Genomic DNA, 19123 nt, shown 5'->3' with positions numbered 1-19123 from the left:
CGGCGGGGGGCGGCCCCGCCGCCTGTCCTACCCCGCGCGCGCGGCCTGGCGAGCCTGCTCATAGACCCCGCGCTCCCCGGCCGCCGGCGCCAGCCGCTCGGTCAGGCCGAGCACCGTCTCGGCCCCGCCGAGATAGACGACGCCATCCGGCGCCACCATGCCGGCGAGCATGCCGAGCACGCGGGACTTGGTCGGCGCGTCAAAGTAGATCAGCACGTTGCGGCAGAAGATCACGTCGAAGCGGCCGAGGCCGCGCGCATCCTCCAGCAGGTTGAAGGGCTGCCATCGTGCCATGGCGCGCAGTTCGGGCTTCACGCACCAGCGCGCGCCGTCCTGCCGGAAATACTTGACCAGCATCTGCACCGGCAGGCCGCGCTGCACCTCGAACTGGGTGAAGGCGCCGTCCCTCGCGCGGTCGAGCATCTCGCGCGACAGGTCGGTGCCCAGGATCTCGACCCGCCGCCCGCCCAGCGCCGCGCCGAGCTCGGTCACCACCATCGCCACCGAATAGGCTTCCTGGCCCGAGGAGCAGGCCGCGGACCAGACCCTGAGAGCCTGGCCCGGCGCGCGCGCCGCCGCGAGCTTCGGCAGCAGCCGCCGCAGGTGGTCGAAGGGCTTGCCGTCGCGGAAGAAGGAACTCTCGTTGGTCGTCAACGCCTCGACCACCTCGGCGGCGAGCCTCTCCTCGCGCGCCGAGCGCAGCCGGAGCGCCAGCACATCCAGGCCCGCCAAGCCTTCCCGCCGCAGCATCGGACCAAGGCGCGTTTCGAGCATGTAGCCCTTGTCGGCCGTCAGGACGATCCCGGACCTCGCCTTCACGAGGCCGGACAGGAAGGCGAAGCTTTCGGGCGTCATGCAGTGACCCTCTCGGCCGCCAGCGCGGCGATGCGTTCGGCCAGCGCCTCGGGCGGCGCGACCAGCAGGGGCAGGCCGGCGCGCGCGACGGCCCCCGGCATGCCCCAGACGACGGAACTTGCCTCGTCCTGCGCCAGCACCGTGCCGCCTGCATACACGACGGCACGACAGCCCGAGAGCCCGTCATGGCCCATGCCGGTCAGGATCACGGCCAGCACCTTGCCGCCGGCGGCGCGTGCCGCGCTGCGCAGCATGGGATCGACGGCCGGGCGGCAGTAGTTCTCGGGCGGGTCGGCGGTCAGGCGCGCCCGGAAGCCGCCCGGCGCGGCCTCCACCAGCAGGTGGCGATCGCCCGGCGCCACGTGGATGCGCCCCGGCTCCAGCGCCTCCCCGTCCTGCGCCTCGGCACAGCGCAGCGCGCCGAGGCGGTCCAGGTGATCGGCCAGCATCGCGGTGAAGCCGGCCGGCATGTGTTGCACCAGCACGACCGGCACCGCCAGGCGCGGCAGCCTTCGGACGAGCGCGGCCAGCGCCTGCGGCCCGCCGGTCGAACAGCCGACCGCGACCAGGGCGGGACGCGCGCGGGCGGCCATCGGCGCGGCACGCGCCACCGGGGCGGGCGGGGCGGCGGGCTGCGGCGCGGCGCCCGGCCGGCCCTGGCGCTTCACGCGCGCCCAGCCCCGCACCTTCGCGATCAATTCCGCCCGGAAGGCGGGGTCCGCCGCGCCGCCCGCGGCACCCTGGGGCTTCGGCACGTAGTCGGCCGCACCCGCGGCCAGCGCCGCGATCGCGGCCTTGGCGCCGCGCTGCGTCAGCGCGCTTGCGACGATCACCGCCGCGGCCGGCGCAGCCTTCAGGATCCGCGGCAGCGCGGTCATGCCGTCCATCACCGGCATCTCGAGGTCGAGCAGCACCACGTCCGGCCGGGCGCCGGCGAGCGCATCGAGCGCCGCCTGCCCGTTCGCCGCCCGATGCACCACGCGGATCCCGGGCTCGGCTTCGAGGACGCGGCCGAGGATGGCGCGTACGGTCGCGCTGTCGTCGCACAGCATCACGCGCACCTCCACCGCCGCGGGCGGGGAGACCGTGGTCACGCGGCAGGCTCCAGCAGCCCCACCTGGGTGAACTTGTCGCGAAGGATCTCCGCGTCGAAGGGCTTCATCACGTATTCCTGGGCGCCGGCCTCCAGCGCCTCGACGATGCGGGCGAATTCGGATTCCGTCGTGCAGAGCACGATGCGCGGATGCTCCGCGCCGAATTCCGCCCGCGCGGCGCGCAGGAAGGTGATGCCGTCCATCACCGGCATGTTCCAGTCGAGCAGCACGGCGTCGGGCAGGCCGGCGCGGCAGGCGTCCAGCGCCTCCTGGCCGTCCTTGGCCTCGCGCACCGCGAAGCCGAAGCCCTCGATGATGCGGCGCGCGGCCTTCCGCACCACCAGGCTGTCATCCACCACGAGGCAGGTTCGTCCGCTCATCGCCGGCCCCTCAGCCGATCGCCAGCACGCGGTCGATGTCGAGCGCGATGAGCAGCCGCTGCTCCTGCCGCTGCACCCCGCGCGAGATGTCGCGCCAGAAGGCGTCGAGGGTGGGCGGATTGGGCTCGAACCCCTCGACGGGCAGGGGGATCACCTCGCCCACCTCGTCGACCAGGAGGGAATAGAGTTCCCCGGCCTGCTCCACCACCACGCTCATCGGCAGGATGTTGGCGTCGCGCGGCGGCAGGCCGAGGCGCAGCCGGAGGTCCACGGCCGTCACGATCCGCCCGCGCAGGTTCAGGCTGCCCGCCACCTCGCCCGGCGCCAGCGGGATGCGCGTGATGGCCTGCGGGCCGAGCACGTCGCGTACGAGCAGCACCGGAACGGCGCAGCCCTGCGCGGCCACGGTCATGGTCAGGAAGACCTGTTCCTCGTCGCGCACGGCACGGGGGGGCGGCATCGCGTCGCGCAGCGCGGGCGCCGGGGTCGTGGTCTGCTGCATGGCGTCCTCCTCAGCCCACGAGCGGCGCGGCGAGGCAGTCGGCCAGCGACTGCATCAACGCTTCCCGGTCGTACTTCGCGACATAATCGGTGAAGCCGGCGTCGCGGCCGCGCGCGACATCGGCGGGCTCGGCGCGGGAGGACAGCGCGATCAGCGGCACCTCCGCCCAGGCACCGCCCGCGCGCAGCGCGCGGGCGAAGGCAATGCCGTCCATCTCCGGCATCTCGATGTCCGAGACCACGGCGTCGAAGCGCGCGCCCTCCTCCCGCATCCGGAGGGCGGCGGCGGCGCTGTCCACCGCCGTCACGTCGAAGCCGGCGGCCGCGAGCGACGGCACGACCAGATGCCGGAAGAAGGCGCTGTCCTCCACCAGCAGCAGCTGCGGGCGGCTTGCCGCGGCGGCCGCGGGGCGCGCGGCGCGGAACCAGTCCTCCCCCCCCTGCGCAAGCCAGAAGGCCGTGTCGATCAGCTCGGTCACGCTGCCGGCCACGACCGCGCTGCCGATGAAGCCGGGCCGGCCGGATCCGGGCTGGATCGTCAGCCGCTCGTCGAGCACGTCGAGGATCTCATCGACCATCAGGCCCATGGCGCAGCCATTCTCGGTGAAGACCAGCACCGCCTGGCGGGCCGTGCCCTCGGGCCGCATCCACCCCGACGAGACCGGGATCAGGGGCATCAGCGCGCCGCGGTACTGCACCACGGGGGTCGCGCCCGACATCTCGATGCGTTCGGCCGGAATGTCCTCGAGCCGCGCCACCAGGCCGAGCGGCACCGCCTTCGGCGTCGCGTCCCCGGCGCGGAACAGCAGCAGCGAGGTGCGGCTGTCCGAGCGCAGCGACGACCCCGACGGCGGGCCGCGGCGCTGCTCGGCCCCGGCGGCGTCCGCACCGACACCGGTGGCGCGCGCGATCCCGTTCGGATCGAGGATCATGATGACGCTGCCGTCGCCCAGGATCGTGTTCCCGCTGAACATCGTGACGTGGCGCAGGATCGGCGCCACGGGCTTCACCACGATCTCCTCGGTGTCGAAGACGCGGTCGAGGATGATGCCGAAGGCCTGGCCGCCCACCTGCATCACGGCGACGAAGCCCGCTTCCCCGGGCGTGGCGGGCAGGCGCAACAGCCCCGCGAGCGAGACCAGCGGCAGCAGGCGGTCCCGCAGCCGCAGCACCGGTGCGTCCTTGATGTGCTCGATCCGCGGCGCGCCGTCCTGCACGGCGCCGCCGGCGGCGACGCGCACGAGCTCGACCACGCCGATCTGCGGCAGTGCGAAGCGTTCGCCGCCCGCCTCGACGATCAGCGCCGAGACGATGGCGAGCGTCAGCGGGATCTTGATGGTGAAGGTCGCGCCGCGCCCTTCCTTCGAGACGAGCTCGACCGTGCCGCCGATCTTCTCGATGTTGGTCTTGACCACGTCCATGCCGACGCCGCGGCCGGAGACCGAGGTGACCTGCTGCGCGGTCGAGAAGCCGGGGGCGAAGATGAACCGCAGGATCTCGCGCTCGTTCATCTGGGCAAGTTCGGCCTCGGTCGCGAGGCCGTTCGCGAGCGCCTTGCCGCGGATGCGTTCGATCGGCAGGCCGCGGCCGTCGTCGCCGATCTCGATGATGATGTGGCCGCCCTCATGGTAGGCGTTCAGGAGGATGCGGCCGGTCTCGGGCTTGCCGGCGGCGCGGCGGTCGGCCGGGCCTTCCAGCCCGTGGTCGGCGGAGTTGCGCACCATGTGCGTCAACGGGTCGCGGATCAGCTCCAGGACCTGGCGGTCGAGTTCGGTGTTCGCCCCGCGCATGTCGAGGTCTATCTTCTTGCCGAGCTCGTGCGCCAGGTCCCGCACGAGCCGCGGCAGCTTCGCCCAGGCATTGCCGATCGGCTGCATGCGCGTCTTCATCACCCCTTCCTGCAGGTCGGATGTGATGTGCGACAGCCGCTGCAGTGGCACCGCGAAGGCGTCGGCCTGGTTGGCGCGCGCCAGCTGCAGCAGCTGGTTGCGCGTCAGCACCAGCTCGCTGACCAGCATCATCAGGTCCTCGAGCACGTCGACCGAGACGCGGATGGTCTGAGCCGCGACGGCCCCGCCCTCGGGCACCGCCTCGGCCGCGGGCTCGGCGGCCGGCGATGCGGGCGCCTCGGCGGCGTCCGGCACGGCGATGCCGCGCCCCTCCGACGCCGCATCCAGGTCGGCGATCAGGGCCGCGTCGTCGCCCGCAGGCTCGCGCCCCGTGGCCTCGAGCCCGGCGACGATGAGCTTCACGCGGTCGAGCGCCGAAAGGATGGTCGTGATGCCGGCCGGCGTGACCTGCAGCGCGCCGTCGCGGTAGCGGCCGAGCACGTTCTCGGCCGCGTGCGCCACCTTCTCGAGCCGCGGCAGGCCGAGGAAACCGCAGGTGCCCTTGATGGTGTGCACGAGGCGGAAGACCTCGGACAGGGTCGGGTGGTCGTCCGGGGTGCGTTCGAGCCGCACGAGGGCGGAATCGAGCGCGGTCAGCCCTTCATGCGTTTCGGTCAGGAAGTCCGCGAGCAGATCGTCCATCGCCGTCCCCAGGCCTCGAGAGGGCCGGAGGATCGCGCGTGGCGGCCGAAGAAAGCGTAAAGCGGCGGGCCGAGGCGAGCGGCCCCGCGGCCCCGGGTCAGTGCGCCGCCGTGATCAGCAGCGGGCCCGCCCCGGCCCCGGGCGGCAGCGCAAGGCCGAGGCGCATGCCGCCCGCGGTCGCGGTCGCGGCGAGCCAGAGCGCCATCACGTCGCGCCCTGTCGGCTCCTCGAGCGGTTCCCCGCCGGCGACGGCGCGGATCAGTGGCGCCGGCCATGCGGCGCGCGGGCCGTCCGGCAGCACGGCCATCTCGCCCGCCGGGTCGCCGGCCAGGCGCACCGTGCCGCCGCGCGGCAGTGCTTCCCCGGCCACCAGCATGGCCGACAGGATCACGGGCACCATCGGCTCGGCCACCATCGTGCCGGGGTCGAGCGTGGCGGCGTCGGCGCCGGCGCGCCCGCCTGCGAGCTGGCCCTCGAGCAGCCCGAGCAGGGTGCCGAGCGTCGCCTCGCCCTGCCCGCCCAGCACCGCGCGCCAGAGCAGCAGGCGCTGGCGCAGCACGCCGGCCGATTCCACGGCGAGCGCGGCCGCCTCCTCGCCCACGCCGGCCATCATCTCGAGCGCATTGCCGATGGTGCCGACCACCCCGCTCAGATCATGGCAGAGGCGCAGGCCCACGAGCCGCGCGAGGCGCAGCTCCGACCGCGGCGTTCCGGAAGGCATGGGCCGGGGCATCCCTTGCATCATGGCCGCAGACGGTATCCTCTGAGGGGCTTCCACCACCTTAGCGCCGGACCCGTGACCGCCATCATCGAACCAGGCATGCGCGTCCGCCTTCCGGCGCGGCCCGATTGGGGGGTCGGACAGGTCCAGTCCGTGGTGGGGGATCGTATCACGGTCAATTTCGAGCATGCCGGCAAGGTGCTGATCAACGTCGCGATGGCCGAACTCGACATTCTTCACGAGGATCGGCCTTGATCGAGGCGCTTGCCGGCGTCCCGCCCATCCTGGCCGACTGGGGTTTGCTGGCCGCCATCGCGGCGACCGGCGTGGCAGGAGTGATGCGAGGTTATTCCGGTTTCGGCACGGCCGTCATCCTGGCGCCGATCTACTCCCTGCTCTGGGGTCCGCGCGCCGGCATCCCGGTGATGCTGCTGATGGAACTGCTCGTCTCGCTCCAACTGCTGCCCGGGGCGATCAAGGACGCCGACCGGCGCGTGGTGCTGCCGCTCGGCGGCGCGGCGGCGGTCGCGACGCCGATGGGCGCCTGGATCCTGCTGACCGCGGATGGCGAGGCGCTGCGCCGCTTCATCGGCGGCTTCGTGCTGGTGTTCGGCCTGCTGCTGATGTCGGGCTGGCGCTACCATGGCTCCCGCCCGCTGCCGCTCAACCTTTTCGTGGGCACGGTGGCGGGGCTGCTCAAGGGCTCGACCGGCATGAGCGGGCCGCCGGTCATCCTCTACCTGCTCGCGGGGCTGGAGGAGGCGAAACGCCACCGGGCCAACCTCATCCTGTTCTTCGCGACCATCGCGATCATCTCGGTGGTGGCGCCCGCGCTCGGCGGACTGATCGACCTTGCGGTGTTCGTGCGCCTCGCGGTGCTGCTTCCGGTCATGGCGGTCGCGGTCCCGATCGGCGCGCGACTGTTCCGCGTCATCCCGGATCGGCTCTATCGGCCCTTCGCCATGGGGGTGCTCCTGGTGGCGGGCGGGCTGGCCCTGTTCGGGTAGGGCGTCCCGGCGGACATTGCCCTGGCGGAACCTTGCCCATGGCGGCATGCCGGAGGCCTAGGGTTCGTCCCGGCCGACCAGGGCGCCGGCCGAACGGGAGGACAGTCATGCCGCACTACCTGGTGCAGTTTTCCTTCGCGACCGTGCAGGTGAAGGGACTGGTGGACAAGCCGCAGGACCGCGAAGCCGCGGCGCGGCAAGTGGTGGAGGCCTTCGGTGGCCGCCTGGAGTGCTATTATTTCATGTTCGGCGAGTTCGACGGTGTCGGCATCGCCGAGTTTCCCGACAACGAGTCCGCCGCGGGCTTCAGCATGAGGGTCGGCTCCAGCGGTGCGTTCGCGGCCTTCCAGACCCATGCGTTGCTGACCGCCGCCGAGGGCCAGCGGGCCATGGAGAAGGCGAAATCCACCGGCGGCGGCTATCGCCCGCCGGCAGGCTGAGGACCGCTCGCGACGAACCGGAGCGGCACGGCACGGCCGCTCCGGCCCGCCGAAAGGGACTTGCGGCGGGCGCCCCTCCGGCCCCAAATCGTGGGCATGCAGTCACTTGTCCCCCTGCCCGCGGGCCTCGTCGATCCTTTCGGGCGCACCGTCTCCTATCTCCGCGTCTCGGTGACGGACCGCTGCGACCTCCGCTGCGTCTACTGCATGGCGGAGGACATGACCTTCCTGCCGAAGAAGGAGATTCTGACGCTCGAGGAGATCGACCGCCTCTGCGGCGCCTTCATCGCGCTCGGCACCGACAAGATCCGCCTGACCGGCGGCGAGCCGCTCGTCCGCAAGGGGGTCATGACGCTCGTGCGGTCGCTCGGCGCGCGCCTTAACGCTGGCGGGCTGCGCGAGCTCACCGTCACCACGAACGGCACGCAGCTCGTGAAGATGGCGGACGACCTCGTCGCCGCGGGCGTGCGCCGCATCAACGTCTCGCTCGACACGCTGGACCCGGCGGTCTTCGCCGCCGTGACGCGCTGGGGGAAGATCGAGCAGACGCTGGACGGCATCTTCGCCGCCCGCGCGGCCGGCCTCGCCATCAAGATCAACGCGGTCGCGCTCAAGGGCGTCAACGAGAACGAGTTCGACCGCATGGTCGCTTGGTGCGGCGAGCACGGCTTCGACCTCTGCCTGATCGAGACAATGCCGCTGGGCGACATCGGCGGTGACCGGACCGACCAGTACCTGCCGCTCTCGCTCGTGCGCTCGCGCCTGCGCCAGTCCTGGACGCTGGAGGACAGCGACTACCGGACCGGCGGGCCCGCGCGCTACGCGACGGTTAAGGAGACCGGGCGGCGCATCGGCTTCATCACGCCGATGACCCATAATTTCTGTGAATCCTGCAACCGGGTGCGGCTGACCTGCACCGGCACACTCTTCATGTGCCTCGGCCAGGACGATGCGGCCGAGTTCCGCCAGCTGCTGCGCGACCCCTCGGTGGACGATGCGGGGCTGGCGCAGGCGATCCGCGACGCGATCGCGCGCAAGCCAAAGGGGCACGACTTCGTCATCGACCGCCGCCGCAAGGCGCCGGCGGTGGCACGGCACATGAGCATGACAGGTGGCTGAAACGCTCCAGGGCCTGGCCGGACTGATGACGGTGCCGGGCCTGCCCGCCTGGACGGGCTTCGTGCTGCTGGTGGCCGTGGGCGTATCCGTCCTCGCCTTCCTGGCGATGCCCTTTTCGGTGTTCGGGGTGAAGTCGCGGCTGGAGGCGATCGAGGGCGAGCTCGCCGACCTGCGGGCCGAGATCCGTGCGCTGGCGCGCCTGCCGGCCGCCACCGCGGCCCCTTCGCGCAGCGCGGTGGTCGAGGAGGACTGGGCCGCGCCGCCGGCCCGCGCGGCACGCACCGTGGAGGAGCCGCGGCTCTCCCCGCCCGTGCCGCCACCGGCGGCCCGCGTCGAACGCCCGGCGCGCCCCGCGCGCGCGGAGCCACGGCTCGACTGGCCTAAGGCGGACCGCGGCGCGTGAGGCGCCGGCGCGGAACGACCACGCGCGACGGCCGGGCGATCGGACCGCTGCCACCCACCGCCTGAGGGCCCGGACCCATGCGCGTCTCCGTCATCCAGATGAACCAGGGCAGCGACAAGGCCGCCAACCTCGACCAGGCACGCCGCCTGATCGAGGCCGCGGTCGCCGCCGACCGGCCGGGCCTGGTGAGCCTGCCCGAGACCTGGACCAACCTCGGCGGCGGGCGCGACGCGCGGCGCGCGGCGGCCGAGGTGCTGCCGGACCCGGGCGGGACCGGGGGCGTGGCCTACGAGATGCTGCGCGGGCTCGCGCGGACGCATGGCATCACCGTCCATGGCGGCTCGATCATCGAGGATGGTGGCGAGAAGCTGTTCAACACGACCCTGGTGTTCGGCCCGGACGGCGCCGAGATCGCGCGCTACCGCAAGATCCACCTGTTCGACATCACGGCCCCCGACGGCACCGGCTACCGCGAGAGCGCGCTCTATGGCGCGGGGAGCAACCTCGCCTTCTTCGAGGCCGGCGGCATCCGCTTCGCCTGCACCATCTGCTACGACGTGCGCTTCCCCGAGCTTTACCAGGAACTCCGCCGCCGCGGCGCCGAGGCGATCCTGGTGCCGTCCAACTTCACCCTGCAGACCGGCAAGGACCACTGGGAGGCCCTGATGCGCGCCCGCGCCATCGATACCCAGTGCTGGATCATCGCCGCCGCCTCCCACGGCAGCTACGAGGAACGCGGCGCGACCCGCAGCGTCTATGGCCACTCCCTGGTGGTCGACCCCTGGGGCCATGTCGTCGCCAAGGCGAGCGACGGCGTTGGCTGGGCCACCGCGCGGATCGACCAGGCCATGACCGCGCGGGTGCGCGCGGGCATGCCGCTCGACCAGCACCGGGAGGCCGCCCTGGCCTGGCGCGCGAAAGCCGCTTCGTGAACGGCGCGCCGCGCTTCGCCATCCTGGCCGCGCAGAACGAGACCGCGCGCGCCGCGCAGGACGCGCTGGCCGCCCGCTACGGCGCCGCGCCGCCCGACCGGGCGGAGGTGATCGTGGCGCTGGGCGGCGACGGCTTCATGCTCGAGACCCTGCACCGCTTCCTCGGGCGGGGTATCCCGGTCTACGGCATGAACCGGGGCTCGGTTGGCTTCCTGATGAACGACTACCGCGAGGACGACCTGCCCGAGCGCATCGCGGCCGCCCAGGCGGCGACGCTGCACCCGCTGCGGATGCGCGCCACGGCCAATGGCGCGGCGCCGATCGACGCGCTGGCGATCAACGAGGTCTCCCTGCTGCGCGAAAGCCGCCAGGCGGCCAAGATCCGCATCCTGGTCGACGGCAAGGTGCGGTTGGCGGAGTTGATCTGCGACGGCATCCTGGTGAGCACGCCGGCGGGCAGCACGGCCTACAACCTCTCGGCGCACGGCCCGATCGTGCCGCTGGGGGCGAACCTGCTGCCGATGACGCCGATCTCGGCCTTCCGGCCGCGCCGCTGGCGCGGCGCGCTGCTGCCCTCCGACGCCGAGGTGGTGTTCGAGATCCTGGAGCGCGACAAGCGCCCGGTGGCCGCGGTGGCGGACTACACCGAGGTGCGGGACGTGACGCGCGTCGAGGTGCGGGAGGCGCGGGACGTGTCGCTCACGCTGCTCTTCGACCCCGACCACGGGCTGTCCGAGCGCATCGTCGCGGAGCAGTTCACGGTGTGAGCGACCGCGCGGGCCTCGGCGACCGCACGCTGGTCTGGGGTATCGCGGCCACGCAGGTGATCGGCTGGGGTACGCTCTACGTGCCCTTCCCGCTGATGGTCGCGCCGATGGAGGCGGAGCTCGGCTGGTCGCGCGTGCTGCTCAATGCGGGCTTCACCTGCGGGCTGCTGGCGTCGGGGCTCGCGGCGGTGCCGGCGGGGCGCTGGGTGGACCGGCACGGGGCGCGCGGGCTCATGAGCGTGGGCGCGCTTGCCGCCGCGGTACTGCTGTTCGGCTGGAGCCTGGTGCGCGACCCGGCGGCCTATTTCGCCGTCTGGGTGTTGATCGGCCTGGCGCAGGCGGCCTGCCTCTGGGGCACCGCCATGGCCGTGGTGGTGGCCGAGGCGCGCGACGCGACCCGCACCATCACCGCCATCACCTTCATCACGGGCTTCACCGGCACGGTCTTCCTGCCCGTGACGGAGGGGCTGATCGCGCTGCTGGGCTGGCGGGGCGCGCTGCAGGCGCTGGCGGCGCTGCAGGCGGGCGCGGCCGTCCTGACCTTTGCGATGATGCGCCGCGCCCGGGTGCCGGAGCGCGGCGCCGATGCCGTCTCATCGATGCCGCTGGGCGCGCGGGTGAAGGACCGCGCCTTCCTCGGCCTCGCGCTCTGCTTCGCGGCGCATGCGTTCCTCGGCACCGGGCTCGCCGCGCACCTGATCCCGTTGCTGCGCGACCGCGGCTGGCCGGAGGCGACGGTGCTGCTGCTGGCCGCCGCGCACGGCCCGGCGCAGGTGGCGGCGCGGGCGTTGCTGTTCGCGGCGGGACGGCGCGTCACGATGCGCAGCGTCGGGCGCTTCGCCACGGGGCTGCTGCCGGTCGCGATGGTCGCGCTGGCGACGGGGCCGGAGAGCCTGGCGCTGACGATCCTGTTCGTCGGCTGCTGGGCGGTGGCGGACGGGTTGCTGACCATCGTGCGCGCGGCCGGCACGGCGGAGATCCTGGGCCGGCAGGGCTACGGCGCCGTGACCGGCGCGCTCTCGGCCGCCGCGGTGCTTCCGCGGACGGCCGCGCCACTGCTACTGGCGCTGGCCTGGGAAGGGGCGGGCGGCTACGGGCCGGTGCCCTGGCTGCTGGCCGCGGTCGCGCTGGTGGCGGCGGGTGGGTTCTTCCTGGCGGCGTCGCGTCAAACGAGCGGCACGAGACTTTGATTCATGCCAGGGCCGCGAACGCGGCCCGCCGGAAGTCCGGCGAAGCCAAGGAACCCTGAGGGTTCCGCCCGGCGTCCGAGGGTAGGTATCAGTCGGACAGGCGGGACGCGCCGCCGCCGCCGCCCACGTAGAAGCCGCGCACGCCGTCCCGCGCGCAGCCTGCGACCAGCAGGACCAGCACGGCGAGAAGCGCCGCGCGCCTCATGCCGCGTCATTCAGATGGCAGGCGCTGCGCTGGCCCGGCGCGACTTCCCGCAGCACCGGGCGTTCCACCTTGCAGCGATCCATCGCCTGCGGGCAGCGCGGGTGGAAGTGGCAGCCGCCGGGCGGGTTGAGCGGCGAGGGGATCTCCCCCTTCACGACCGAGAAGGCGCGCTTGCGGCTCTCGATCCGCGGCACCGAGGCCAGCAGTGACTGCGTATAGGGGTGGTTCGGGTTGGCGAAGACCGTCTCGCTCGGCGCTTCCTCGACCACGCGGCCGAGATACATGATGACCACGCGGTCGCTCAGGTGCTCGACCACACCGAGGTCGTGGCTGATGAACAGGTATGTCAGGTCGAGCTCGGTCCTGAGCTTCATGAACAGGTTCAGGATCTGCGCCTGGATCGACACGTCGAGCGCGGCCACCGCCTCGTCGCAGACGATGAAGTCAGGCTTCACGGCCAGCGCGCGCGCGATGCCGATGCGCTGGCGCTGCCCGCCCGAGAACTGGTGCGGGTAGCGCCGCTTGAACGCCGCATCGAGGCCCGCGCGGCGCAGCTGTTCGTCCACATAGGCGTCGTAGCCCGCGCGCGAGACGATGCCGTGCACCAGCGGCGCCTCGCCCACGATGTCGGCCACGCGCATGCGCGGATTCAGCGACGCATAGGGGTCCTGGAAGATCATCTGCGTGCGCAGGTTCATCTCCCGCCCCGCGGCGTTCGAGAGCGCCAGGATGTCGGTGCCGTTGCGCAGGATGGTGCCGTCCGAGGGCGGCAGGATGCCCGCGACCATGCGCCCGAGCGTGGACTTGCCGCAGCCGCTTTCGCCGACCAGGCCGACCACCTCCCCCTTGCGGATGGTCAGGTCGACGCCGTCGACGGCGTGCACCACCTCCTCCCGCACCGGGGCGCCCAGGCGCTTGGCGATGCGGCCGGCGAAGTCGAGCTTCTTCTCGAACCGCCGGGAGATGCCGCGCAGTTCCACCATGGGCGAGCCGGCGTCGAGCGCCGGGCGGGGGGTCGTCGTCGTCGCGCTCATGCCACCTGCTCCGCGCCTTCGGTGATCGGGCGGAAGCAGCGGACCATGCGCCCGGGACCGGCGCCGCGGATCTCGGGCTCGGCCATGCACTCCTCCCCAGCGCGGGGGCAGCGCGTGCGGAAGGCGCAGCCGGGCGGCAGGTTGAGAAGGGAGGGCGTCATGCCCGGGATCTGGCGCAGCGGCTCCCCCCGCTTGTTGCGGGACGGGACGCTGCCGATCAGCCCTGAGGTGTAGGGGTGGAGCGGCCGGTCGAGCACCTCCGACACCGCGCCCTGCTCGACCACGCGGCCGGCGTACATCACCGCGATGTCGTCGGCAAGGCCGGCGACGACCGACAGGTCGTGCGTGATCCAGATCAGCGAGGTGCCCGTGGTCGCGGCGAGCTTCTGCACCTCGGCCAGGATCTGTCCCTGGATGGTGACGTCGAGCGCGGTGGTGGGTTCGTCGGCGACGATGAGGTCGGGCTCGTGCAGCAGCGCGATGGCGATCGCGACGCGCTGGCGCATGCCGCCCGAGAACTGGTGCGGATAGGCCTTCAGCCGCTCGTCGGGGGAGGGGATGCCCACCATGCCGAGCGTATCGCGCGCGCGCTGGCGCGCTTCCTCCCGGCTGACCTTCTTGTGGGCGAGAACCGTCTCGATCATCTGCGTGTCGATGCGCAGGACCGGGTTCAGCGTCATCATCGGGTCCTGGAAGATCATGGCGATGCGGTTGCCGCGCAGGTCGCGCATCTCCTCCTCGCTCAGCTTCGCGAGGTCGCGGCCCTGGAACAGGATGGAGCCGCCGGCGATGCGGCCGGGCGGGTCGACCAGCCCGATGATCGAGAAGCCGGTCACGGTCTTGCCCGAGCCGGATTCCCCGACCAGGCCCAGGACCTTGCCGCGCTCGACGGTGAAGGACACGTCGTCCACCGCCTTCACGATGCCGGCGCGGGTGAAGAAATGGGTCCGGAGGTTCCGGACCTCCAGCGTCGGTGCGGCCATGGTCTACTTCTTCAGGCGCGGGTTGAGCACGTCGCGCAGCTGGTCGCCCACCAGGTTGATCGAGACGATCGTCACCAGCAGCGCGATGCCGGGATAGAAGGAAATCCAGTACTTGCCCGACAGCATGTATTCGTACCCGTTGGCGATCAGCAGGCCGAGGGACGGCTCGGTGATCGGCACGCCGAGGCCGAGGAAGGACAGCGTCGCCTCCAGCGCGATGGCGCGCGCCACCTGCATGGTGGCCACCACGATCAGCGGCGGCAGGCAGTTCGGCAGCAGGTGGCGGAACAGGATGCGGTGCGTCGGCAGCGCCAGGCACTGCGCCGCCTCGATGTATTCGCGCCGGCGTTCGACCAGCGCGGTGCCGCGCACGGTGCGGGCGTAATAGGCCCATTCGACGATCACGAGCGCAATGACGACGTTCATGATGCCCTTGCCGAGGAAGGCGAGGATCATCAGGGCGACGAGGATCGAGGGGAAGGACAGCTGCAGGTCGACCAGGCGCATGATGGCGCTGTCCGTGCGCCCGCCCGCATAGGCCGCGAGCAGCCCGAGCGAGGCGCCGACCAGGCAGGCAATCAGCGCCGAGCCGGCGCCGACGGTGAGCGAAATGCGCAGCCCGTACATGATGCCCGACATCATGTCCCGGCCCTGGTCGTCGGTGCCGAGCCAGAAGGTGAAGCCGGCGCCGCCTGTAGTGCCCGGCTCCTGCCGCCCGTCCATGATGTCGAGCTGCGCCAGGTCGTAGGGGTTCTGCGGCGTGATCCAGGGCGCGAAGATCGCGATCAGTGCGATCGCGGTGAAGACGATCAGCCCGCCGATCGCGACCTTGGATTCGCAGAACTCCGAGACGAAGCGCCGGAACGGCGTCTCGACCTTGTCCTTGCGGGGCGTGGCGGGCGCCGTGCCGTTCGCCGTGGCGTCGCTCATGTGCCCTTGCTCTCCAGCCTCACGCGCGGATCGAGCAGCGAGTAGGTCAGATCCACGATCAGGTTGATGGTGATGAACATCAGCACGATAATCATCAGGTAGGCGACGATGACGGGCCGGTCGAGCACGTTGATGCTGTCGATGATCAGCTTGCCCATGCCCGGCCAGGCGAAGACGCTTTCCGTCACGACCGAGAAGGCGATGGTCGAGCCGAGCTCGAGGCCCACCACGGTCACGACCGGGATCAGGATGTTCTTGAAGACGTGGACGAAGGTGACGCGCGCGGGCGACAGCCCCTTCGCGCGGGCGAACTTCACGTAGTCCATCAGCATCGTCTCGCGCACGCCGGCGCGCGTCAGCCGGATGACGAGGCTGATCTTGAACAGCGCGAGGTTCAGCGCCGGCATCGCCATGTGGGAGAGCCCGTCGATCGTCAGGAACGACCATTGCAGGCCGAGCAGCGACGCGGTGTCGCCCCGCCCGGTCGAGGGCAGCCAGCCGAGCTGCACCGCGAAGACCATGATGAGCATCAGCCCGACCCAGAAGGTCGGCAGGGAGAAGCCGAGGATCGAGCCGGCCATGATCCCCTTGCTGACCGGGCTGTCCGGCCGCAGCCCGGCATAGAGGCCGAGCGGCAGGCCAACGAGGATCGACAGGAACATCGCGCCGAAGGCGAGTTCCAGCGTCGCCGGCATGCGCTGCAGGATCAGTTTCAGCGCCGGTTCGTTGAAGACGAAGGAATTGCCGAGGTCGCCCTGCAGCGCCTTGGTCAGGAACACAAGGTATTGCTGCCAGAGCGGCAGGTCGAGCCCGAGCGCCACGACCGCGCGCTCGCGCTCAAGCTGGTCGGCATCCGGGCTGATCAGGATCTCGACCGGGTCGCCGATGGCGTAGACGCCGACGAAGACGATCACCGACATCGCAAGCACGACGAGCAGCGCCTGCAGGAGGCGCCGCACCAGGTAGACCGTCATCGTCGGCGCTCCGCGCTCAGCGGGCCGCGGGGCGCACGTCCTGCGCCCGCGTCAGCTCGTCGTTGCGGGCGGTGTGCTCGAGGTTGCGGCGCATGGCCCAGATGTTTGCCTGGATGTGCAGCGGGATCACCGCCACGTCCTCCATCGCCATGCGCATGGCGTCGATCAGCAGCCGCTCGCGCTTCTCGTTGTCAAGTTCGGTCAGGGACTGCTCGAGCAGCGCATCGACCTGCGGGTTGGAGTAGCGCCCGCGGTTGGACGCGCCCCAGCCGCGTTCCCGCGAATAGGTGCCGATGATGTTGCGCAGCGGGTGCGACCCGTCCGGGTTGGAGCCCCAGCCGATCAGGAAGGTCGAGTACTCGATCCGGCTGGCGCGCCCGATGAAGGTGGCCCACGGCTGCGCCTCGACCGCCGTGCGCACGCCGATCCGCGTCCACATCTGCCCGATCGCCTGGGAGATGCGCGAATCGTTGATGTAGCGGTCGTTGGGCGAGTTGAGCTGGATCCGGAAGCCCTGCGGGTAGCCGGCCTCGGCCAGCAGGCGCCGCGCGCCGTCCGGATCGTAGGCCGGCGCGCCGAGGCCCGGCACGTGTCCGAACACGCCCTCGGGCAGGAACTGCCCGGCCGGCGCCGCCGCGCCTTCCATCACGCGGCTCACGATCGCGTTGCGGTCGATCGCCATGTTGAGCGCGCGGCGCACCCGCACGTCGCGCAGCGGGTTGCGGCCCAGGGGCTGGCCGTTGTTGTCGGTGACGAAGGGCGAATTCTCGCCCGGCGCGCGCTGGTGGTCGAGGCCGAGGAAGATCAGCCGCAGGCCGAGCGTTTCCGACAGCCGCACGCGGTTGTCGGCGCGCAGCTTCGCGAGGTCGGTGGTCGGCACCTGGTCGATGAACTCGACGTCGCCGGCCAGCAGCGCCGCCGTGCGCGCCGCGTCGTTCGTGATCATGCGGTAGCTGACGCGCTGGAAGCCCGGGCGCTCGCCCCAGTAGGTGTCGTTGCGCTCGAGCTCGATGCGGTCGCCGTTGCGGTGCGTCACGACGCGATACGGACCGGTGCCCTGGGCCGCGCGCACGTCGTTGAAGTCGGCGGTCGTGGCGTTCTCGACCGTTTCCTTGTCCACGATGCGCACGTTCGTCATGTCGAGCGGCAGCAGCGGGTAAGGCTGGTGCGTGTGGAAGCGGATGGTCAGCGGATCCACGATCTCGATGCGCGCGATCGGCCGGAAATAGACGGCGAAGGACGACGGGCTGTTCGGCACGTTCGGCAGGCGCTGCAGCGTGAAGGCCACGTCGTCCGCCGTGAAGGCGTTGCCGTTATGGAACCGCACGTTCGGCCGCAGGCGGAATTCCCACACCGTCGGCGCGACGGCGCGCCATTCGGTCGCGAGGCCCGGCTGGTTGCGCGACCGGTGGTCCTCGTTGATCAGCCGGTCGAAGATCGTGTCGGCGATCGCGTTGTTGGGGGAAAGCTGGTGGTAGTGCGGGTCGAGCGAGGTGACGGGCGCACCGACCGCCATGGTCATGGTCTGCGCGGCGGCGCCGGTCGCGACGAACGCGATGCCGGCGGCAACGGCGGTAGCGGCGGCAAGATGCCGCCGACGGGTCGTCTTCATGGTTACGTCCCCCAGGAAGTTACTTAACTTTTATTCTTGTAGCAGCCCGCCGGGGACGCGGCTAGGCATGGCGACGCGGGCGGCCGCGTCAGCCCTGGCGCGCCGCGACGAAGCGCTCGAGCCAATGGATGGTGTAGTCGCCGGACTGGAACTCGGAATCGTCCATCACGGCCTGGTGCAGTGGCAGCGTGGTGCGGATGCCGGCGACCACCATCTCGTTCAGCGCCCGGCGCATCCGACCGATGGCCTGGGCGCGGGTCGGCGCATGCACCACGAGCTTCGCCACCAGGCTGTCGTAGTGCGGCGGCACTGTGTAGCCGGAATAGAGCGCGCTATCGACCCGCACGCCGAGCCCGCCCGGCGCGTGGTAGGTGTTCACGCGCCCCGGGCTGGGTGCGAAGGTGTCCGGGTCCTCGGCGGTGATGCGGCACTCGATCGCGTGCCCCGAGAAGGCGATGTCCTTCTGCCCGTAGCCGAGGGGCTCTCCCGCCGCGATCCGGATCTGTTCCTTAACGAGGTCCACGCCGCAGACCATCTCGGTCACGGGGTGTTCGACCTGCAGGCGGGTGTTCATCTCGATGAAGGCGAACTGGCCGTCCTGCCACAGGAATTCCAGGGTGCCCGCATTGCGGTAGCCGAGCTTCGAAAGCCCGGCCGTGACCCGCGCGCCCAGCGCCTCACGGTCGGCGGCGGTCAGCACGGGGCTGCCGGCCTCCTCGACCAGCTTCTGGTGCCGGCGCTGCAGGGAGCAGTCGCGTTCCCCGAAATGCACCACGTTGCCGTGGGTGTCGGCCAGCACCTGCAATTCGATGTGGCGCGGGCGGTCGAGGTACTTCTCGAGGTAGACGCTGTCGTCGCCGAAGGCGGCCTTGGCCTCCCCGCGCGCGACGCGCCAGGCTTCCTCGAGTTCGTCCGCGCTGCGTGCCACCTTCATGCCGCGCCCGCCGCCGCCGGCGGCGGCCTTGATCAGCACGGGATACTTCACCTGCTCGGCGACGGCGCGCGCCTCCTCCAGGGTGTCGAGCGCACCCGGGGATCCCGGCACCAGCGGAACGTCGAGCCGCCGCATCGCGTCCTTGGCCGCGATCTTGTCGCCCATCATGCGGATGTGGTCGGGCGAGGGGCCGATGAACTTCAGGCCGTGCGCCTCGACCATCTCGGCGAAGCGGGCGTTCTCACTGAGGAAGCCGTAGCCGGGGTGGACGGCGTCCGCGCCGGTGATCGTCGCGGCCGAGAGGATGGCGGCGACGTTGAGGTAGCTGTCGCGCGCCGCCGGCGGGCCGATGCAGACGCTCTCGTCCGCGAGCCGCACATGCATCGCCGTCGCGTCCGCGGTCGAATGCACCGCGACGGTGCGGATGCCCATCTCCTGGCAGGCGCGGTGGACGCGGAGCGCGATCTCGCCCCGGTTCGCGATCAGGACCTTGCCGAACATGCGACGCGCC

General features: G+C 71.6%; 20 protein-coding genes. 8 read left to right on the top strand and 12 right to left on the bottom strand.

All coding sequences use genetic code 11. The features are described 5' to 3' along the window. Positions 1–27: 27 nt before the first annotated feature. The 6 genes from E8M80_RS17110 to E8M80_RS17085 all read right to left on the bottom strand — a co-directional run bounded on the left by E8M80_RS17110 (position 28) and on the right by E8M80_RS17085 (position 6082). Complete coding sequence (locus E8M80_RS17110) at positions 28–855, bottom strand: protein-glutamate O-methyltransferase CheR (protein WP_137126924.1); 828 nt, start codon at positions 853–855, stop codon at positions 28–30. Then, entirely contained in the window at positions 852–1949 is a 1098-nt protein-coding gene (gene cheB, locus E8M80_RS17105; protein WP_240790088.1) for a chemotaxis-specific protein-glutamate methyltransferase CheB, read from the bottom strand. Before cheB ends, E8M80_RS17110 begins: the two co-directional genes overlap by 4 nt. Further along, positions 1946–2329, bottom strand: coding sequence for a response regulator (locus E8M80_RS17100; RefSeq protein WP_137126923.1), 384 nt, complete (start codon positions 2327–2329; stop codon positions 1946–1948). The genes cheB and E8M80_RS17100 overlap by 4 nt, the downstream gene beginning before the upstream one ends. A gap of 10 nt (positions 2330–2339) precedes the next feature. Continuing rightward, entirely contained in the window at positions 2340–2831 is a 492-nt protein-coding gene (locus E8M80_RS17095) for a chemotaxis protein CheW (RefSeq protein WP_370287457.1), read from the bottom strand. Between the two features lie 10 nt (positions 2832–2841). Further along, positions 2842–5361 (bottom strand): chemotaxis protein CheW, encoded by a 2520-nt coding sequence (locus tag E8M80_RS17090; RefSeq protein WP_137126922.1) that lies wholly within the window; start codon positions 5359–5361, stop codon positions 2842–2844. Between the two features lie 97 nt (positions 5362–5458). Further along, on the bottom strand, positions 5459–6082 hold the full coding sequence (locus E8M80_RS17085) for a histidine phosphotransferase family protein (protein ID WP_170979468.1): 624 nt from the start codon (positions 6080–6082) through the stop codon (positions 5459–5461). Between the two features lie 75 nt (positions 6083–6157). Here E8M80_RS17085 and E8M80_RS17080 point away from each other — a divergent pair, with 75 nt between their 5' ends. From E8M80_RS17080 to E8M80_RS17045, 8 genes are all read left to right on the top strand, one after another. Next, positions 6158–6337, top strand: coding sequence for a DUF3553 domain-containing protein (locus E8M80_RS17080; protein WP_240790087.1), 180 nt, complete (start codon positions 6158–6160; stop codon positions 6335–6337). Continuing rightward, positions 6334–7089, top strand: a complete 756-nt coding sequence (locus E8M80_RS17075) for a sulfite exporter TauE/SafE family protein (protein ID WP_240790086.1) — start codon at positions 6334–6336, stop codon at positions 7087–7089. Before E8M80_RS17080 ends, E8M80_RS17075 begins: the two co-directional genes overlap by 4 nt. A 107-nt stretch (positions 7090–7196) precedes the next feature. Next, positions 7197–7529, top strand: coding sequence for a GYD domain-containing protein (locus E8M80_RS17070; protein WP_170979467.1), 333 nt, complete (start codon positions 7197–7199; stop codon positions 7527–7529). A 96-nt stretch (positions 7530–7625) separates the two neighbouring features. Continuing rightward, on the top strand, positions 7626–8648 hold the full coding sequence (moaA, locus tag E8M80_RS17065) for a GTP 3',8-cyclase MoaA (protein WP_137126919.1): 1023 nt from the start codon (positions 7626–7628) through the stop codon (positions 8646–8648). Continuing rightward, positions 8641–9051 carry a hypothetical protein gene (locus E8M80_RS17060; protein WP_137126918.1) on the top strand — a complete coding sequence of 137 codons (411 nt, stop codon included), beginning with the start codon at positions 8641–8643 and terminating at the stop codon, positions 9049–9051. The genes moaA and E8M80_RS17060 overlap by 8 nt, the downstream gene beginning before the upstream one ends. A gap of 77 nt (positions 9052–9128) precedes the next feature. Then, a complete protein-coding gene (locus E8M80_RS17055) occupies positions 9129–9983 on the top strand; it encodes a carbon-nitrogen hydrolase family protein (protein WP_137126917.1) in 855 nt (284 codons plus the stop codon). After that, on the top strand, positions 9980–10750 hold the full coding sequence (locus E8M80_RS17050) for an NAD kinase (RefSeq protein WP_240790085.1): 771 nt from the start codon (positions 9980–9982) through the stop codon (positions 10748–10750). The genes E8M80_RS17055 and E8M80_RS17050 overlap by 4 nt, the downstream gene beginning before the upstream one ends. Beyond that, positions 10747–11940, top strand: coding sequence for an MFS transporter (locus E8M80_RS17045; RefSeq protein WP_137126916.1), 1194 nt, complete (start codon positions 10747–10749; stop codon positions 11938–11940). Before E8M80_RS17050 ends, E8M80_RS17045 begins: the two co-directional genes overlap by 4 nt. Positions 11941–12141: 201 nt before the next feature. Here E8M80_RS17045 and E8M80_RS17040 read toward each other — a convergent pair whose 3' ends face one another. The 6 genes from E8M80_RS17040 to accC all read right to left on the bottom strand — a co-directional run bounded on the left by E8M80_RS17040 (position 12142) and on the right by accC (position 19113). Continuing rightward, the gene (locus E8M80_RS17040) at positions 12142–13179 is read right to left on the bottom strand and encodes an ABC transporter ATP-binding protein (RefSeq protein WP_137126915.1); all 1038 of its coding nucleotides are present in this window, start codon (positions 13177–13179) and stop codon (positions 12142–12144) included. Next, the gene (locus tag E8M80_RS17035) at positions 13176–14162 is read right to left on the bottom strand and encodes an ABC transporter ATP-binding protein (RefSeq protein WP_137126914.1); all 987 of its coding nucleotides are present in this window, start codon (positions 14160–14162) and stop codon (positions 13176–13178) included. The genes E8M80_RS17040 and E8M80_RS17035 overlap by 4 nt, the downstream gene beginning before the upstream one ends. A gap of 3 nt (positions 14163–14165) precedes the next feature. Then, positions 14166–15092, bottom strand: a complete 927-nt coding sequence (locus E8M80_RS17030; protein WP_137126913.1) for an ABC transporter permease — start codon at positions 15090–15092, stop codon at positions 14166–14168. After that, positions 15089–16066, bottom strand: coding sequence for an ABC transporter permease (locus E8M80_RS17025; protein WP_137126912.1), 978 nt, complete (start codon positions 16064–16066; stop codon positions 15089–15091). Before E8M80_RS17025 ends, E8M80_RS17030 begins: the two co-directional genes overlap by 4 nt. Positions 16067–16082: 16 nt before the next feature. Next, positions 16083–17678 carry an ABC transporter substrate-binding protein gene (locus tag E8M80_RS17020; RefSeq protein ID WP_137126911.1) on the bottom strand — a complete coding sequence of 532 codons (1596 nt, stop codon included), beginning with the start codon at positions 17676–17678 and terminating at the stop codon, positions 16083–16085. A gap of 88 nt (positions 17679–17766) precedes the next feature. Further along, a complete protein-coding gene (accC, locus tag E8M80_RS17015; protein ID WP_137126910.1) occupies positions 17767–19113 on the bottom strand; it encodes an acetyl-CoA carboxylase biotin carboxylase subunit in 1347 nt (448 codons plus the stop codon). Positions 19114–19123: the final 10 nt, after the last annotated feature.

The sequence above is a fragment of the Roseomonas sp. HF4 genome (genome assembly GCF_005222755.1).
Lineage (GTDB): Bacteria > Pseudomonadota > Alphaproteobacteria > Acetobacterales > Acetobacteraceae > Neoroseomonas.
Note: the sequence above shows the minus strand (reverse complement) of the source record. Positions and strands in the feature narration are given on the sequence as shown.

What these genes read in the sequence shown, in the direction of transcription:
- E8M80_RS17025 (WP_137126912.1), bottom strand. Translation starts at nt 16,066, where the DNA reads ATGACGGTCTACCTGGTGCGGCGCCTCCTGCAGGCGCTGCTCGTCGTG.
- E8M80_RS17070 (WP_170979467.1), top strand. Translation starts at nt 7,197, where the DNA reads ATGCCGCACTACCTGGTGCAGTTTTCCTTCGCGACCGTGCAGGTGAAG.
- E8M80_RS17085 (WP_170979468.1), bottom strand. Translation starts at nt 6,082, where the DNA reads ATGCCTTCCGGAACGCCGCGGTCGGAGCTGCGCCTCGCGCGGCTCGTG.
- E8M80_RS17100 (WP_137126923.1), bottom strand. Translation starts at nt 2,329, where the DNA reads ATGAGCGGACGAACCTGCCTCGTGGTGGATGACAGCCTGGTGGTGCGG.
- E8M80_RS17020 (WP_137126911.1), bottom strand. Translation starts at nt 17,678, where the DNA reads ATGAAGACGACCCGTCGGCGGCATCTTGCCGCCGCTACCGCCGTTGCC.
- E8M80_RS17090 (WP_137126922.1), bottom strand. Translation starts at nt 5,361, where the DNA reads ATGGACGATCTGCTCGCGGACTTCCTGACCGAAACGCATGAAGGGCTG.
- E8M80_RS17110 (WP_137126924.1), bottom strand. Translation starts at nt 855, where the DNA reads ATGACGCCCGAAAGCTTCGCCTTCCTGTCCGGCCTCGTGAAGGCGAGG.
- E8M80_RS17055 (WP_137126917.1), top strand. Translation starts at nt 9,129, where the DNA reads ATGCGCGTCTCCGTCATCCAGATGAACCAGGGCAGCGACAAGGCCGCC.
- accC (WP_137126910.1), bottom strand. Translation starts at nt 19,113, where the DNA reads ATGTTCGGCAAGGTCCTGATCGCGAACCGGGGCGAGATCGCGCTCCGC.
- E8M80_RS17040 (WP_137126915.1), bottom strand. Translation starts at nt 13,179, where the DNA reads ATGAGCGCGACGACGACGACCCCCCGCCCGGCGCTCGACGCCGGCTCG.
- E8M80_RS17035 (WP_137126914.1), bottom strand. Translation starts at nt 14,162, where the DNA reads ATGGCCGCACCGACGCTGGAGGTCCGGAACCTCCGGACCCATTTCTTC.
- E8M80_RS17030 (WP_137126913.1), bottom strand. Translation starts at nt 15,092, where the DNA reads ATGAGCGACGCCACGGCGAACGGCACGGCGCCCGCCACGCCCCGCAAG.
- moaA (WP_137126919.1), top strand. Translation starts at nt 7,626, where the DNA reads ATGCAGTCACTTGTCCCCCTGCCCGCGGGCCTCGTCGATCCTTTCGGG.
- E8M80_RS17095 (WP_370287457.1), bottom strand. Translation starts at nt 2,831, where the DNA reads ATGCAGCAGACCACGACCCCGGCGCCCGCGCTGCGCGACGCGATGCCG.